This is a genomic window from Roseitalea porphyridii (assembly GCF_004331955.1).
In the GTDB taxonomy this organism is placed as follows: domain Bacteria; phylum Pseudomonadota; class Alphaproteobacteria; order Rhizobiales; family Rhizobiaceae; genus Roseitalea; species Roseitalea porphyridii.
Map to the genome: position 1 here is coordinate 3,032,876 of NZ_CP036532.1, position 14,018 is coordinate 3,046,893.

A 14,018-nucleotide genomic window follows, 5' to 3' on the forward strand; every position below is an offset into this window, starting at 1 on the left:
TGTCGCACCCACTTGACCGGCACGGCGGTTCATGGTGTATGCCGCTCCACACGGATGGGCGATTAGCTCAGCGGGAGAGCACTTCGTTGACATCGAAGGGGTCACTGGTTCAATCCCAGTATCGCCCACCATCCTTCCTCCGACGGGCACAAGAACAAGGCATCATGACGCATGACCGAGTCCGCCCCGGAGAAGCGCCTCGTCGCCATCGATGAGATTCCGGGCCTGGTCGGCACCGATGTCGGCACCTCGGCCTGGCGCACCGTGACCCAGACCATGATCGACGGCTTCGCCGAGGCGACCGACGATCACCAGTGGATCCACACCGATCCCGAGCGCGCCGCCCGTGAGACCCCGTTCGGCGGCACGATCGCCCACGGTTTCCTGACCCTGTCGCTTCTGTCGACGCTCGCCTACGAGGCGCTGCCCGACCTGAAGGGCGAGGTGCGCATGGGCGTTAATTACGGCTTCGACGAGGTCCGCTTCCAGGCGGCGGTCAAGGCGGGCGCGCGGGTGCGGGCCATCTTTCATCTCGCCGACGCCGACATCCGCCCCTCGGGCCGGATCCTGTTCACCTACGACGTGACGCTGGAAATCGAGGGCAGCCAGAAGCCGGCCCTGACCGCGCGCTGGCTGACGCTGATGATCGTCCGGCCGGCCGACTGAACCGGCCGTCTCAGGCCGGATCGCGCGCCGCCTCGGCCAGATAGCTGAACACATAGTCCGAGAACGACCGCCACACCTCGATGCGGTAGACCGCCGGCTTGACCCGCCACAGCACGATCTCGGCCTTTCCGAACACGGTGCGCGAAGCCGCCCCGACCGGAAAGGCCGCGTCCGTCAGGTCCTGCGGGCAGCCCGCATTGATGCAGTCGGCGGCCGCCGGCCCCGACACCAGGATCGCCGTGTTGCGATGGGAGATGTCGACCAAAGCATGCGGCGCCGGAACGCTCTTCAGCGCGCCGGCCGGATCTTGCTTCTCGTCGATCACCAGCCATTCGTCCGGTCCCAGCCAGAGGGCCGAGCGGCTGTCCTTCGTCGCCGATGCCTTGGGCGTCGTCGGAAGATCGACGCCGAGCGCGGCGGAGACCGCGGCGACCGAACCGGGCGGACAGCGCAGGCTCGACCGGAAGGCGGCCGGCGCCGGGGTCAGCGCCACTCCGGTTCCGGCGAACACCCGGCCCGACAGCGGGTGCGCCCGTTCGGCAATCACGGCAGCCTCAGCCATCGGCACCGCCCTCCTTGTCGGGGTTCCAGAAATTGGTGTCGCGCACCTCGACCTCGATCACGCCGTCGGCCATCGGCACATGCAGCGTCTGGCCGATCCGGTCGAACCCGCCCTCGATCAGCGCCATGGCGATCGGTTCGCCGCAATTGGCCGACCAGTAGGACGAGGAGACCCAGCCGATCATCGTCATCGGCGGGTCCTGGCCCGCATCGGCGACGATCTGCGCGCCCTCTTCCAGCACGGTCCGGCCGTCCTTCGATCTGAGGCCGACGAGCTGTCGCCGGCCGTCGGTGACCAGATCGGGTCGCGCCAGACCCCTTATGCCGACGAAATCGTCCTTGTTCTTGCCCACCGCCCAGGACAGGCCGGCATCGTGCGGCGTCACCGTGCCGTCCGTGTCCTGGCCGACGATGATGTAGCCCTTTTCGGCGCGCAGAACGTGCATCGTCTCGGTGCCGTAGGGGCAGCCGCCCGCCTCGTCGACCTTGTCGTGCAGCATGTCCCAGGCCGCCTTGCCGAAATCGGCCGGCACGTTGATTTCGAACCCGTCCTCGCCGGCGAACGACATGCGGAACAGGCGCGTCGGCACGCCGGCAAACGTGCCCTCGCGCACGCTCATGAAGGGGAAGGCCTCGACGGACAGATCCATGCCGCCCACGAACGGCGCCAGCACCTCGGCCGCCTTCGGTCCCTGCAGCGCCATCACCGCCCATTGTTCGGACGTCGAGGTCAGCCAGACTTCCATGTCCGGGAACTCGGTCTGCAGATAGTCCTCCATGTGATGGAGGACGCGCGGCGCACCGCCCGTCGTTGTCGTCACATGGAACCGGTCCGCGGCGATCCGTCCGACCACGCCGTCATCGTAGATGAAGCCGTCCTCGCGGCACTTGATACCGTAGCGCAGACGGCCGACGCCGAGCTTCATGAACGGGTTGGTGTACATCAGGTGCAGGAACGCCGCCGCGTCCGGCCCGACCACCTCGATCTTGCCCAGCGTCGAGGCGTCGAACAGGCCGACCGACTGCCGGACCGTCACGCATTCGCGGTTCACCGTCGCCGCCATGTCCTCGCCGGCGCGCGGATAGTACCAGGGCCGCTTCCACTGGCCGACATCCTCGAACGCGGCCCCCAGCGCCACGTGGCTGTCGTGCATCGCCGTGCGCCGCACCGGGTCGAACAGCACACCGCGCCCGTGGCCGACCAGCGCGCCGAACGTGACCGGCGTATAGGGCGCGCGGAACGTGGTCAGCCCCACTTCGGGGATCGGCCGGTCGAGCGCCTCGGCCGCGATCGCAAGGCCATGCATGTTCGAAAGCTTGCCCTGGTCGGTCGCCATGCCGTTGGTGGTGAAGCGCTTGACGTGCTCGATCGAGTGGAAGCCCTCGCGCACGGCGAGGCGAATGTCCTTTTCGGTGACGTCGTTCTGATAGTCGACGAACGCCTTGACCACCTTGCCCGCTTCCGGGTTCGGCCCGGCGCCGAGCATGCTGCCCGACCAGGATCCGCCGGCTTCCGCCCGGATCGTGACCGATGATCCCTTCGCTCCGCCGCGCGCGGCCTTTGCCGCCGCCTCGCCGGCGGCGATCCCTTCCTCCAGCGTCGCGGCGAGGTCGTCCGCGCCGTTGCACGCGCCGGCCGAGGCGCTCGCCTGGGCGTGCTCGCCGGGCAGGAACAGCCGCTTTTCGGGGTCAAAACGCAGCTTGCCGCGCGATTGCGAGAAAAGATGCACCGACGGCGTCCAGCCCGCCGACATGATCAGCGCGCCGACCGGGATGACCTGCCGGCTGCCGCCCTGGCACGGCCGGATGACGATCGAGGAGACGCGCAGCTTGCCGCCGGCGGCGACCACCGCGTGATGGGTCAGAACGCGAATGCCGAGCTTGCCGGCCTGTTCGCGCAGCGTCGGATCGACGGTTTCGCGGATGTCGGCGATCACCGCTATGTCGGCGCCGGCCCGCTTGAGTTCGAAGGCGGCCGCGTAGGCCGAATCGTTGGCCGTGTAGACGCCGATCGTCCGGCCGATCAGGACGCCGTAATGGTTCAGATAGGCGCGCGCGGCCGATGCCAGCATGATGCCCGGCCGGTCGTTGTTGGCGAACACCATGTGCCGCTCGATCGCGCCGGTCGCCATGACGACCCGCTTGGCCCGCACCTGCCACAGCCGCTCGCGCGCCATCGCCGGATCGGGTTCGGCGAGATGGTCGGTCAGCCGCTCGGCGAGCGCGACGAAGTTCTGGGCGTAATAGCCGAACGCGGTGGTGCGCGGCAGAACGCGCACATTGTCCATCGCGGCCAGCTTCGCGGCCGTCTCGACGGCCCATTCATAGCCGTCCCGCTCCTCGATCCGCGCGTCGGCCTCGAACGCCAGCGCGCCGCCGAACGTCGGCCGCTCGTCGCAGATGATCACCGATGCGCCGGCCTCGGCCGCCGCCAGCGCCGCGCCCAGACCGGCCGCCCCGCCGCCGCAGACCAGCACGTCGCAATGGGCGTAGCGTGCCGCGTAACGGTCCGGATCCGGCTGGTCGGGCGCCACACCGAGCCCCGCGGCACGGCGGATGAACGGCTCGTAGACCGTGTCCCAGGCCTTCTTCGGCCACATGAAGGTCTTGTAGTAGAAGCCCGCCGCGAAGACGGGCGACATCCAGTCATTGACCTCGCCGACATCGGCGCTCAGCGAGGGCCAGCGGTTCTGGCTGGTCGCCTCGAGCCCGTCATGGACCTCCTGCACCGTCGCGCGCACGTTCGGCTGCCGGCGCGCGGACCCGCGCGCGATGCCGACCAGCGCGTTCGGCTCCTCGGGACCGGCGGTGACGATGCCGCGCGGGCGGTGATATTTGAACGACCGGCCAACCAGATGGACATCGTTGGCGAGCAGCGCCGAAGCGAGCGTGTCGCCAGCAAGGCCGTGATAGGTCTCGCCGTCGAAGGTGAACCGCACGCCGTTGGCCGGCGTCAGGCGGCCTGCCCCGGCGATGCGGTTGGGCTGGGTTGTGCTGGGCGCGGTCATGCGATCGTCTCATCCTGAGGTGCGAGCCAAACACCCCCCGCGTCCTTCGAGGCTCGCTGCGCTCGCGCCTCAGGATGAGGGGGGTGTTTGGCGAGCCTCGAAGGGCGAGGCGATCGGTTCACCAGCACAGCCATCACCCCGCCCCCTTCGCATTTTCGTTCGCCGCCTCGACCAGGTCCGGCCTGGCTTCGCCCGCTTTGTAGGTGGCCAGGAACCGGTCGGTCACCGTGTCGCGGGCGGCATTGAAGAAACGCGCGCAGCCATGGATGTGCCGCCAGCGCTCGAACGTGACGCCCCTGGGATTGTCGCGGTAGAAGAAGAAGCGTGCGAATTCGTCGTCGGTCAGCGACGCGATATCGGCCGGCCGTTCGATATGCGCCTCGCCCGCGTGCCGGAACTCGATCTCCGGGCGTTCTTCATCGCAATAGGGGCATCGGATCAGAAGCATCGGTGTTCCTAGAGTTCGCCGGGGCCCATTTCGGTACCGCGCGGCTGATCGCACAATCGTCTTCCGAGCGCCTCGAACGGCGCAAAAAGCGCCATGCGCTCGGCCGGCCCGTCGGTCCGCACGATCAGATCGTTGACGGCCATGTTGGCGAGCGTCGCATCGAACGGATCGGACGAGACCATCACCAGCCGCACGGGCGGTTCCTCGTGCCATTCGTCATGCGGCTCGACGACCGCGAAGTAGACGGTCGGGCGGCCGGCAACGAAAAGGCACATCAGAAGGCCCTCGTCGACGGTGAACGGCCAGCCCGTCTCGCCGGGCGTGCGGGCAATCTTCTGCACGCGCACATCGTCCTCGCGCGGGATGCGGAAGATATTGCGCTCGCCGGGCTCGGCGACCGGCGTCGTCGCCAACCCGGCGGCCAGCGTCATCGCCGCGAGCCCGACCATGTCAGTGCGCCACCGCCGCCGCGGCGGCCTCGTCGATCAGCCGGCCCGTGGTGAACCGTTCGAGCGTGTAGCCGGCATTGATCGGATGGGGATTGTCGTTGGCGATGGTGTGCGCGAACACGTGGCCTGAACCGGGCGTCGCCTTGAACCCGCCCGTGCCCCAGCCGCAATTGACGTAGAGCCCCGGCACCGGGGTCCTGGCGATGATCGGCGACCGGTCGGGCGTCACGTCGACGATGCCGCCCCAGGAGCGCAGCATCTTCATGCGGGTGAACACGGGGAACATCTCGCAGATCGCTTCGAGGGTATGTTGAAGAATGTGCAGCCCGCCGGTCTGCGAATAGGAGGTGTACTGGTCGGTGCCCGCGCCGATCACCAGTTCGCCCTTGTCGGACTGGGAGATGTAGGCGTGCACCGTGTTGGACATCACCACGCACGGAAAGCACGGCTTGACCGGCTCGGAGACGAGCGCCTGCAACGGAAAGCTCTCGAGCGGCATGCGCACGTCGGCCATCTCCATCAGCACCGAGGTATGGCCGGCCGCGACCACGCCCACCTTCTTTGCGCCGATGAAGCCGCGTGTCGTCTCGACCCCGGTGACCTGGCCATTGCCGGACCTGCGGATGCCGGTCACCGCGCAATTCTCGATCACGTGCACGCCGCGCGCCGAGGCCGCCCGCGCATAGCCCCAGGCGACCGCGTCGTGCCGCGCCGTGCCGCCGCGCCGCTGCAGCGCCGCGCCCATCACCGGATAGCGCGCGCTCTGCGAGATGTTCAGCGGCGGGCAGTAGTCCTTGGCCTGCTCGGGCGTCAGCCATTCATTGTCGACGCCGTTGAGCCGGTTGGCGTGAATGTGCCGTTTGAAGACCTGCACGTCATGGACATTGTGCGCCAGCATCATCACGCCGCGTGGCGAGTACATGACGTTGTAATTGATGTCCTGGCTCAGCCCTTCCCACAGCTTGACCGCGTGGTCGTAGAGCCCGGCCGATTCGTCATAGAGATAGTTGGAGCGGATGATCGTCGTGTTGCGGCCGGTGTTCCCCCCGCCGAGCCACCCCTTTTCGAGCACCGCGACATTGGTGATGCCGTGCTCCTTGGCCAGATAATAGGCCGTCGCAAGGCCGTGCCCGCCGGCCCCGACGATGATCACGTCATAAGAGGCGCGCGGTTCGGGCGAGGCCCATTGCCGGTCCCATCCGGCGTGGCCGCGCATGGCTTCGCGCGCGACGGCAAAGGCGGAATATCGGCGCATCGGTGCCACCATCGGTTCGAACTGCGGCGCAAAAAAGCATAGCGTCGCGACCGATTCCAGCCGGATTGCGACAGCGGGGGGCGCTGTGAGCTCTGCCCGGGTCGGGAACCGGCCGTTCCTGCCCGCGTTGGTTCGGCAAGGCTGACAAATGCGCGTCATATCGGCGCGGCAGACTGGACTTTGTAAGGTTAAGCTGTTATCTGCATCGCAATCGTCTGGCCGGCGGCTTTGCGACCGATTTTTTGCGTTCAACGTTCGCCTGCGTATGCGGCAGCCGCCGACCGGATTTTTCGAACACCAAAGGAACGGGATCAAATTGCAAGTACTTGTCCGTGACAACAATGTCGACCAGGCCCTGCGCGTGCTGAAGAAGAAGATGCAGCGCGAAGGCGTTTTCCGCGAGATGAAGCTGCGCGGCCACTACGAAAAGCCGTCGGAAAAGCGCGCTCGCGAAAAGGCCGAGGCCGTGCGCCGCACGCGCAAGCTGGCCCGCAAGCGCGCCCAGCGCGAAGGTCTGCTGGCCAAGAAGGGCCGCTGAGCGTCGGTCTCCGGCGTCCGGTCCTGCCGCGAACGTGTCGCGTTTGCCGCGAATTCGTCCAGATTGAATTCCATCCATGGCGTGACCTGACAATGGCCACGCCTTTTTTGTGCGCAAGAGCTGATAGGTGCGAGAGGGATCAACGGTGATGAACGGGCATGATTTCGCCGCGCGCGGCGCGACCGCGACCGGCCGCGATGGCCGGCGTCCCGCGCGTCTGACCGCACTTGCGCTGGCGTGCGCGGCGGCGCTTTCCGTCGCCGGCTGCCAGACGGCCGCGCTGCAGGGCGAGGTGGCGACGATCGAGGCCGAACAGGGCAGCGCTGAGAACATCGCCTCTCTGACCGAGGTGATCCGCGCCAATCCCAATGACGCCCGCGCCTTCAATGTGCGCGGCTCGGCTTTCGGACGCGGTGGCCGCTACCGCGAGGCGCTCGAGGATTTCGACCGGGCGATCGCCATCGATCCGCGCTTCTACGAGGCCTATGCCAACCGCGCGCTGATCCACCGCTTCCTCGGCGACCAGGCGAGCGCGGCGGCCGATTATTCGGCGGCTCTGCGCATCAATCCCAACTACGACAAGGCCTATATCGGCCGCGGCGAACTGTATCGGCGCGCCGGCCGCGTCGACGAGGCCTTCGGCGACTTCCAGCGCGCCATCCAGCTCGACACCACCGATCCGCGCGCCTACCACCGGCGCGGCCTGATCTACCAGACGCGCAACCAGCACCAGTTCGCGATCGATGATTTCTCGACGGCGATCTCGCTGCAGCCCGATGCGCCCGAGCCCTACAATGCCCGCGCCATCTCCTATCTGGCGCTCAGCCAGCTCGACAACGCGTTCGATGACGCCAACTTCGCCATCGAGCTCGACCGCAACAATGCCGAGAGCTGGCTCAACCAGGGGCTCGTCTACGAGGCCCGTGGCGAGAACGAACGGGCGGCCCGCTCCTATCGTCGCGCCCTGCAGATCGATTCGGACCTGACCATCGCCCGCAATGCGCTGGGCCGGGTGAGCTAGCTTTTCCAGGGCGTCTCGTCGTCGAGCGCCACCCCCTGCCGCAACAGATCGATATGCGGCTGCGACGAGGCAGGCCCCTCCGGCGGCAGGTTCGTCGCGATCAGGCGGCTGCGCACCGAACCCGACCAGTATTCCAGATGCGTGAAGATGCGGCCGAAGAAGCCGTAGGGCGCCCGCGCGATCGCCAGATGATGGTCGGCCACGCCGGCGCCGAACAGGCCGGTCATCGGCCCCGACACCACATCGCCGAAGAACACCAGCCAGTGCCGGTCGAAGATGTTGGTCCAGCGCACCGCCGAAAACAGCGCGGTGTGGCGCGCCACCAGCGCATCGTCGTCGTGGCGCGGCGCGTAAAGGATCGACCGGTCGACCGCGTCGGGCAGCGGCGGGCAGGCCGGCACCAGCCCGTCGCGCTTGAGGCCGTCGAACTCGGCCCGGTCCCGCGCCAGCAGGAACTCCGCATGGGTCAGCGGACTGCCCAGCGTGACGAAATCCGAGATCAGCCAGCCGCCCTGCGGCCGCGCGATCGCCTTCGATACATCCCGCTGCAGCGCCCGGAAGGCGGCGATGTCGAACCCATCGCGCGCCTTGCCGTCGGGCGCGTGCTTGTCGACATAGTCGCTCATGGCGACCAGCGCCGCGCGCCCTTCCTTGTCCAGAACGCCGCCCGCCACCGGCCCGCGCTCGGCCCAGAAATGCCGCAGCAGGTCGTAGGCGATCACCGATCCGAGCGAATGGGCGACGATCACCACGCGCTGGTAGGTCCGCTTCGGACGCGCGTCATGGTCGTACTGGAGCGCGAAACGCCGCCGCTCTTCCTCCTTGTCGGGCACCTCGCCGTGCAGGTTGCGCAGGAGTTCGAGCCCGCGCTCCATCACCGCCGCGCGCTTGGCGACCGTCGACGGCTCGGGGCGCACATAACGCGCCACATCGCCGAAATAGGGAACCAGGAACGACTGGATGAGAAGGCCGATCAGGCCCGACAGCAGAAACGAAAGGAAACTCGCGCCGGCGACGATGTCGGCCGGAACCAGCCAGATGACGATCGCGCCGATGACGAACGGCATGCCGAGCGCGAACACCACGTCGAACGTGCCCACGGTGCCGGCGGGGCGGCCGAAGAGCCGCCGTCCGAGCACGAGGGCGACCAGGGCACTCGATCCAAGCACGAGGAACGGCCAGAACGCATCGAAGCCGGTCGGCAGCCAGCGCCCGTCGCCCACGCCGGCACCGAACAGCGTTGCGACGCCGTTGAGCGCGAACGCCACGCCCGCCACCGTCGCCACCCACAGCAGGATCCAGGCCAGCATCACGTCGGCGGGCACCTGGTGCGGCCAGCGCCACAGCAGCCCCTTGACCCAGGCGATCAGATGATCGCGCGTGGTTCCTTCCATGATGTCGGCCCAGTAGAGCTCGTAGAAATCGGTGCGCATGCCATTGTCGGCGACCGGGGTGGTGATCCGCGCCAGTTCCTTCGACCCGGTGCGCGTGTCCGGCACCAGCCAGCTCTTGTTGACCGGGTCTGGCGGGCCGATCTGGCCGCGCTCGGGATCGCTGACGCGCCGCGACCGGCCCGGCTCGCGCCGTTCGACATCGTCGGTGAGGTCGAGATCGGTTTCCCACAGCGCCCGCACGATCGACCGCAGCGTCTGCATCGGCCGCTGCTGGCCCATGCCGTGGATGATCACCACCGCCTGCTTGGGCGGCCGGTCGCCCGCCGGCCCGTCGCTGCCTGCTGGTTCGGCCATGCGCACCTCCCCGCCGTTCGGGCTGAGGATACACAAGCCGAAGCACGGCAAAAGAAAAAACTGCGGCCGAACGGCCGCAGCTCTGCAAAGCGGGGACTATCTGGGCCCTATTCGTCCAGCGCCTTGACGATGTCCTCGGTCATCTTCTTGGCATCGCCCAGCAGCATCATCGTGCCTTCCTTGTAGAACAAGGTGTTGTCGATGCCCGCATAGCCCGAGCCGAGCGAGCGCTTGACGAACAGGCAGGTCTTGGCCTTGTCGACGTCGAGGATCGGCATGCCGTAGATCGGCGAGGACTTGTCGTCGCGCGCCGCCGGGTTGGTCACGTCGTTGGCGCCGATCACATAGGCGACATCGGCCTGCGCGAACTCGGCATTGATGTCCTCGAGCTCGAACACCTCGTCATAGGGCACGTTGGCCTCGGCCAAAAGCACGTTCATGTGGCCCGGCATGCGCCCCGCCACCGGGTGGATGGCGTAGGACACCTCGACGCCCTCGGCCTTGAGCGTGTCGGCCATCTCGCGCAGCGCGTGCTGGGCCTGGGCGACGGCCATGCCGTAGCCGGGCACGATGATCACCTTGGAGGCGTTCTTCATCAGGAAGGCGGCGTCGTCCGCCGAGCCCTGCTTGACCGTGCGGTCGAAGCCGTCATCGCCGCCGGCTGCGGCGGTCTCGCCGCCGAAGCCGCCAAGGATCACCGAGATGAACGAGCGGTTCATGCCCTTGCACATGATGTAGCTGAGGATCGCGCCCGACGAGCCGACCAGCGCGCCGGTGATGATCAGCGCCAGGTTCTCGACGGTGAAGCCGATGCCGGCGGCCGCCCAGCCCGAATAGGAGTTCAGCATCGACACGACCACCGGCATGTCGGCGCCGCCGATCGGGATGATGATCAGAATGCCGATCGCCAGCGACAACGCGACGATCAGCCAGAACACGGTATGGCTCTCGCTGGCGACGAGTACCGCGATCAGCACGACGATGGCGATCGCGATGGCCGCGTTGATGACGTGCCGGGCGGGCAGCAGGATCGGCTTGCCCGACATGCGGCCGTCGAGCTTCAGGAAGGCGATGATCGAGCCGGTGAAGGTGATCGCGCCGATCGCCACGCCGATCGACATCTCGACCAGCGCCACCGGCTTGATCGAGCCGACATCGCCGATGCCGAACGAGGCCGGCGAATAGAGCGCGGCGGCGGCGACCAGCACCGCGGCCAGACCGACGAGGCTGTGGAACCCGGCGACGAGCTGCGGCATCGCCGTCATCGCGATGTTGCGGGCGACATAGGCGCCCACCGAGCCGCCGATGGCGATGCCGACGATGATCAGGACCGCGCCGCCCGCTCCGGGCGCGGCGACGAACAGCGTGGTCAGCACGGCGATCGCCATGCCGATCATGCCGAACATGTTGCCCTGGCGCGACGTGGTCGGATGGCTCAGCCCGCGCAGCGCGAGAATGAAAAGGATACCCGAGATCAGGTACAGGAAGGAGGCGACGTTGACGGACATGGTGCGCTACCGCCTCACTTGTCTTTTTTCTTGTACATGGCGAGCATGCGCTGGGTGACCAGGAAGCCGCCGAAGATGTTGACCGAGGCGAGCACTAGCGCGACGAAGCCGAAGCCCGTCGCAAGCCCGCTCTCGGAAATGCCCACCGCGAGCAGCGCGCCGACGACGATCACTGAGGAGATCGCGTTGGTCACGCTCATCAGCGGCGTGTGCAGCGCCGGCGTCACCGACCAGACGACGTAGTAGCCCACGAAGATCGCCAGCACGAAGATCGAGAACAGGAACACGAACTCGCTGACGCCGCCCGACTGGACGGTGTCAGCGGCCGCCGCCACGGCCGGCGGTGCGTCGGCGATCGCCGCGCGCAGGCCCTGAACGGCTTCATCGAGCCGGTCGAGCGCCTGGGATACTGAACTGTCAGCCATCGGCCTTGTCCCCCTTTTCGGTGTCGCCTTCCGGCTTGGGTTCGGGCGCCGGCCCGCCGAAGCGCGGATGCACCCGTTCGCCGCCATGGGTGAGCAGCGTCGCCGCGACCAGTTCGTCCTCGCGGTCGATCGCGAGCGCGCCGGTCTCCTTGTCGACCAGCGTCTCGAGGAAGGCGAGCACGTTCTTGGCATAGAGCAGCGAGGCCGAGGCGGCCACCTGGCCGGGCATGTTGGCGATGCCGATCACCTTGACGTCGTTCTTGGTCGTCACGGTCTGGTCGGCCTTGGCGCCCTCGACATTGCCGCCGCGCTCGACCGCCAGATCGACCAGCACCGAGCCCGGCTTCATCGTGTCGAGCATGGCCTTCGAGACGAGCCTTGGCGCCGGCCGGCCGGGGATCAGCGCGGTGGTGATGACGATGTCCTGCTTGGCGATGTGTTCGGCCACCAGTTCGGCCTGCTTGGCCTGGTATTCCCTGGACATCTCCTTGGCGTAGCCGCCCGCCGTCTCGGCCGCCTTGAACTCCTCGTCCTCGACGGCGACGAACTTGGCGCCGAGCGAGGCGACCTGCTCCTTGGCCGCCGGGCGCACGTCGGTCGCGGTGACCGCCGCGCCAAGACGCCGCGCGGTGGCGATCGCCTGAAGGCCGGCGACGCCCGCGCCCATCACGAAGACCCGCGCAGCCGGAACCGTGCCGGCGGCGGTCATCATCATCGGCATGGCGCGGTCATAGGCGTGCGCCGCCTCGATCACCGCCTGGTAGCCGGCCAGGTTCGCCTGAGAGGACAGGACGTCCATCGACTGGGCCCGGGTTATGCGCGGCATCAGCTCCATGGCGAAGGCGGAAAGCCCGGCCTTGGCCATCTCGGCGATCGCCTTGTCGGCGTCATAGGGGTCCATGACGGCGATCACGACCGCGCCGGACTTGTACTTCTTCAGTTCGGCCGAGGTCGGCCGGCGCACCTTGAGCACCATGTCGGCCTTGCCGGCGCCTGCCGCCGCGGTGACCATGGTGGCCCCGGCGGCCTCGAATTCGGTATCGGGAATGCGCGAGGCGACACCGGCGCCCTTTTCGACCGTCACCGCGTGGCCGGCCTTGACCAGCCGCTTGACGGTGTCGGGCGAAGCGGCCACGCGCGGCTCGCCACCCTGCGATTCCTTGGCAATGAAGATTGTCAGCGACACGTCCGGATCCCCCCGCGGCTATCAACTGGTCCGCCGCCCCGTTTCGTCAACGGGTCGGCGCCGATCCGTCTCAAAGTACGAACCAGGCCACGATGAGGGCGAGGACGAAAACGATCAGCCCGCCGAAGAAGCCGCCGCCGGCGAAGAAGCCGAACGCCATGGCGATCAGCACGGCCGCGGTGGCCACCGTGCCCCACTTGGTCAGCGCGATGAACAGGTTGAAGGTCTTTTCGTGCTCCTGATAGTCCATCGGCGCGCCGCCCTCGGGGTCGGCTTCGGTGTGCTCGCTCATTGCGCTCTCCGCTGCAGCATTCGGTGGTTGCCGCAGCGCATAGCGAAATCCGGCCCGCACTTCAATGGCGTGGCGACCGCCAGACGCCCGGCCTTAGGCAGCCCGTATCGCGTATTGAGCCGTCGGATGCACACAGAGCGGCGGAAGCACGTCTTCGGACCTGTCGAACAGCAGCCGGGCCTCGGTCTCGGTGAAATAGAAGAGCGGGTTGCGGCTCATCACATAGCCGACATTGTTGCGCGAGATGCCGAGCAGAACGGCCTTCACGCACATGCCGTCGGGCTCGAAAGGGCCGGCCAGGCGCGTGGCGCCGAACACGCGCCGGTAATAGGCTTCGTGCTCGAGCTTGACGGCGCACAGGCAATAGTCGGCCTGCATGTGCAGGGTCATCATGGTCGAAAGGCGGTGCGTCAAAAGCGGCAGGGCGGGCAGCAGCCGCGATGCCTCGGCGTCGATCGCGAAGCGGCTGGGATCGACGAACGTCATGCCCTGCGCCAGAAGCGGCTGCAGCGTGTCGGCGAACAGTTCCATGGCGGGCGTCGGCGGCGTTTCCGCCGTCAGCATGTTCAGCCGCATCGACGAAACCAGATTGCCCTCGTGATAAAGGCCGAAAAGATAGGTGTCCGGATCGAAGTCGAGCGGCTCGATCACGGGGCTCTCGAACTTGCGCTCGTAGACATCGCGCGCGTTGAACGCCTTGCGTCGCAGAAGGCCCACATCCTCGAAGTCCTCGGGCGTGGAAATGCGCCGGTAATCGACCCCGTTCACCACCGACAACAGGCGCTGAATGGCGTTGGCGCTCACCGTACGTCTCGTGTCTGCCGCGATGGTCTGGCTCATGGCCCTTACCTCGGTCCCTCTGCCCGAAGGTAAGTTAAGCTTTATTCGAATGAAGCGAAAAGCCCTAATAAAT

The 14,018-nt window shown here is 67.4% G+C and carries 14 protein-coding genes and 1 tRNA gene; 4 read left to right on the forward strand and 11 right to left on the reverse strand.

The window, feature by feature from the left end:
• Positions 1-56: 56 nt before the first annotated feature.
• Positions 57-131, forward strand: a tRNA-Val gene (locus E0E05_RS14830).
• 40 nt (positions 132-171) lie between these two features.
• Positions 172-666, forward strand: a complete 495-nt coding sequence (locus E0E05_RS14835; protein ID WP_131617415.1) for a MaoC family dehydratase — start codon at positions 172-174, stop codon at positions 664-666.
• Positions 667-676: 10 nt separating this feature from the next.
• On the opposite strand, the gene E0E05_RS14840 is transcribed toward E0E05_RS14835, so the two are convergent.
• The 5 genes from E0E05_RS14840 to E0E05_RS14860 all read right to left on the reverse strand — a co-directional run bounded on the left by E0E05_RS14840 (position 677) and on the right by E0E05_RS14860 (position 6,387).
• The gene (locus E0E05_RS14840; protein WP_131617416.1) at positions 677-1,228 is read right to left on the reverse strand and encodes a sarcosine oxidase subunit gamma; all 552 of its coding nucleotides are present in this window, start codon (positions 1,226-1,228) and stop codon (positions 677-679) included.
• On the reverse strand, positions 1,221-4,235 hold the full coding sequence (locus tag E0E05_RS14845; protein ID WP_131617417.1) for a sarcosine oxidase subunit alpha family protein: 3,015 nt from the start codon (positions 4,233-4,235) through the stop codon (positions 1,221-1,223). The genes E0E05_RS14840 and E0E05_RS14845 overlap by 8 nt, the downstream gene beginning before the upstream one ends.
• A 133-nt stretch (positions 4,236-4,368) precedes the next feature.
• Positions 4,369-4,683 (reverse strand): sarcosine oxidase subunit delta, encoded by a 315-nt coding sequence (locus tag E0E05_RS14850; protein WP_131617418.1) that lies wholly within the window; start codon positions 4,681-4,683, stop codon positions 4,369-4,371.
• Between the two features lie 8 nt (positions 4,684-4,691).
• Positions 4,692-5,132 carry a hypothetical protein gene (locus E0E05_RS14855; protein ID WP_131617419.1) on the reverse strand — a complete coding sequence of 147 codons (441 nt, stop codon included), beginning with the start codon at positions 5,130-5,132 and terminating at the stop codon, positions 4,692-4,694.
• A gap of 1 nt (position 5,133) precedes the next feature.
• Positions 5,134-6,387, reverse strand: coding sequence for a sarcosine oxidase subunit beta (locus E0E05_RS14860; RefSeq protein ID WP_131617420.1), 1,254 nt, complete (start codon positions 6,385-6,387; stop codon positions 5,134-5,136).
• A 265-nt stretch (positions 6,388-6,652) separates the two neighbouring features.
• Between E0E05_RS14860 and rpsU the strand changes: the two genes are divergently transcribed.
• Both rpsU and E0E05_RS14870 read left to right on the forward strand, forming a co-directional pair.
• Positions 6,653-6,925, forward strand: coding sequence for a 30S ribosomal protein S21 (gene rpsU / locus E0E05_RS14865; protein ID WP_374729229.1), 273 nt, complete (start codon positions 6,653-6,655; stop codon positions 6,923-6,925).
• Between the two features lie 148 nt (positions 6,926-7,073).
• Positions 7,074-7,946, forward strand: coding sequence for a tetratricopeptide repeat protein (locus tag E0E05_RS14870; RefSeq protein ID WP_131617421.1), 873 nt, complete (start codon positions 7,074-7,076; stop codon positions 7,944-7,946).
• On the opposite strand, the gene E0E05_RS14875 is transcribed toward E0E05_RS14870, so the two are convergent.
• The 6 genes from E0E05_RS14875 to E0E05_RS14900 all read right to left on the reverse strand — a co-directional run bounded on the left by E0E05_RS14875 (position 7,943) and on the right by E0E05_RS14900 (position 13,945).
• Positions 7,943-9,694, reverse strand: a complete 1,752-nt coding sequence (locus tag E0E05_RS14875; RefSeq protein WP_131617422.1) for a hypothetical protein — start codon at positions 9,692-9,694, stop codon at positions 7,943-7,945. The genes E0E05_RS14870 and E0E05_RS14875 overlap by 4 nt on opposite strands.
• Before the next feature lie 107 nt (positions 9,695-9,801).
• Positions 9,802-11,202, reverse strand: a complete 1,401-nt coding sequence (locus E0E05_RS14880) for an NAD(P)(+) transhydrogenase (Re/Si-specific) subunit beta (RefSeq protein ID WP_131617423.1) — start codon at positions 11,200-11,202, stop codon at positions 9,802-9,804.
• A 14-nt stretch (positions 11,203-11,216) separates the two neighbouring features.
• The gene (locus tag E0E05_RS14885) at positions 11,217-11,627 is read right to left on the reverse strand and encodes a proton-translocating transhydrogenase family protein (protein WP_131617424.1); all 411 of its coding nucleotides are present in this window, start codon (positions 11,625-11,627) and stop codon (positions 11,217-11,219) included.
• Positions 11,620-12,813 carry a Re/Si-specific NAD(P)(+) transhydrogenase subunit alpha gene (locus E0E05_RS14890; RefSeq protein WP_131617425.1) on the reverse strand — a complete coding sequence of 398 codons (1,194 nt, stop codon included), beginning with the start codon at positions 12,811-12,813 and terminating at the stop codon, positions 11,620-11,622. Before E0E05_RS14890 ends, E0E05_RS14885 begins: the two co-directional genes overlap by 8 nt.
• Before the next feature lie 70 nt (positions 12,814-12,883).
• Positions 12,884-13,105: an aa3-type cytochrome c oxidase subunit IV gene (locus E0E05_RS14895; RefSeq protein ID WP_131617426.1), complete on the reverse strand. Its 222-nt coding sequence runs from the start codon at positions 13,103-13,105 to the stop codon at positions 12,884-12,886.
• A 93-nt stretch (positions 13,106-13,198) separates the two neighbouring features.
• A complete protein-coding gene (locus tag E0E05_RS14900; RefSeq protein WP_131617427.1) occupies positions 13,199-13,945 on the reverse strand; it encodes an N-acyl amino acid synthase FeeM domain-containing protein in 747 nt (248 codons plus the stop codon).
• Positions 13,946-14,018 lie beyond the last annotated feature (73 nt).

Coding starts and splice junctions, on each gene's coding strand:
- rpsU (WP_374729229.1), top strand. CDS start 6,653: ATGCGGCAGCCGCCGACCGGATTTTTCGAACACCAAAGGAACGGGATC.
- E0E05_RS14880 (WP_131617423.1), bottom strand. CDS start 11,202: ATGTCCGTCAACGTCGCCTCCTTCCTGTACCTGATCTCGGGTATCCTT.
- E0E05_RS14870 (WP_131617421.1), top strand. CDS start 7,074: ATGAACGGGCATGATTTCGCCGCGCGCGGCGCGACCGCGACCGGCCGC.
- E0E05_RS14835 (WP_131617415.1), top strand. CDS start 172: ATGACCGAGTCCGCCCCGGAGAAGCGCCTCGTCGCCATCGATGAGATT.
- E0E05_RS14900 (WP_131617427.1), bottom strand. CDS start 13,945: ATGAGCCAGACCATCGCGGCAGACACGAGACGTACGGTGAGCGCCAAC.
- E0E05_RS14850 (WP_131617418.1), bottom strand. CDS start 4,683: ATGCTTCTGATCCGATGCCCCTATTGCGATGAAGAACGCCCGGAGATC.
- E0E05_RS14860 (WP_131617420.1), bottom strand. CDS start 6,387: ATGCGCCGATATTCCGCCTTTGCCGTCGCGCGCGAAGCCATGCGCGGC.
- E0E05_RS14855 (WP_131617419.1), bottom strand. CDS start 5,132: ATGGTCGGGCTCGCGGCGATGACGCTGGCCGCCGGGTTGGCGACGACG.
- E0E05_RS14875 (WP_131617422.1), bottom strand. CDS start 9,694: ATGGCCGAACCAGCAGGCAGCGACGGGCCGGCGGGCGACCGGCCGCCC.
- E0E05_RS14845 (WP_131617417.1), bottom strand. CDS start 4,235: ATGACCGCGCCCAGCACAACCCAGCCCAACCGCATCGCCGGGGCAGGC.
- E0E05_RS14895 (WP_131617426.1), bottom strand. CDS start 13,105: ATGAGCGAGCACACCGAAGCCGACCCCGAGGGCGGCGCGCCGATGGAC.
- E0E05_RS14885 (WP_131617424.1), bottom strand. CDS start 11,627: ATGGCTGACAGTTCAGTATCCCAGGCGCTCGACCGGCTCGATGAAGCC.
- E0E05_RS14840 (WP_131617416.1), bottom strand. CDS start 1,228: ATGGCTGAGGCTGCCGTGATTGCCGAACGGGCGCACCCGCTGTCGGGC.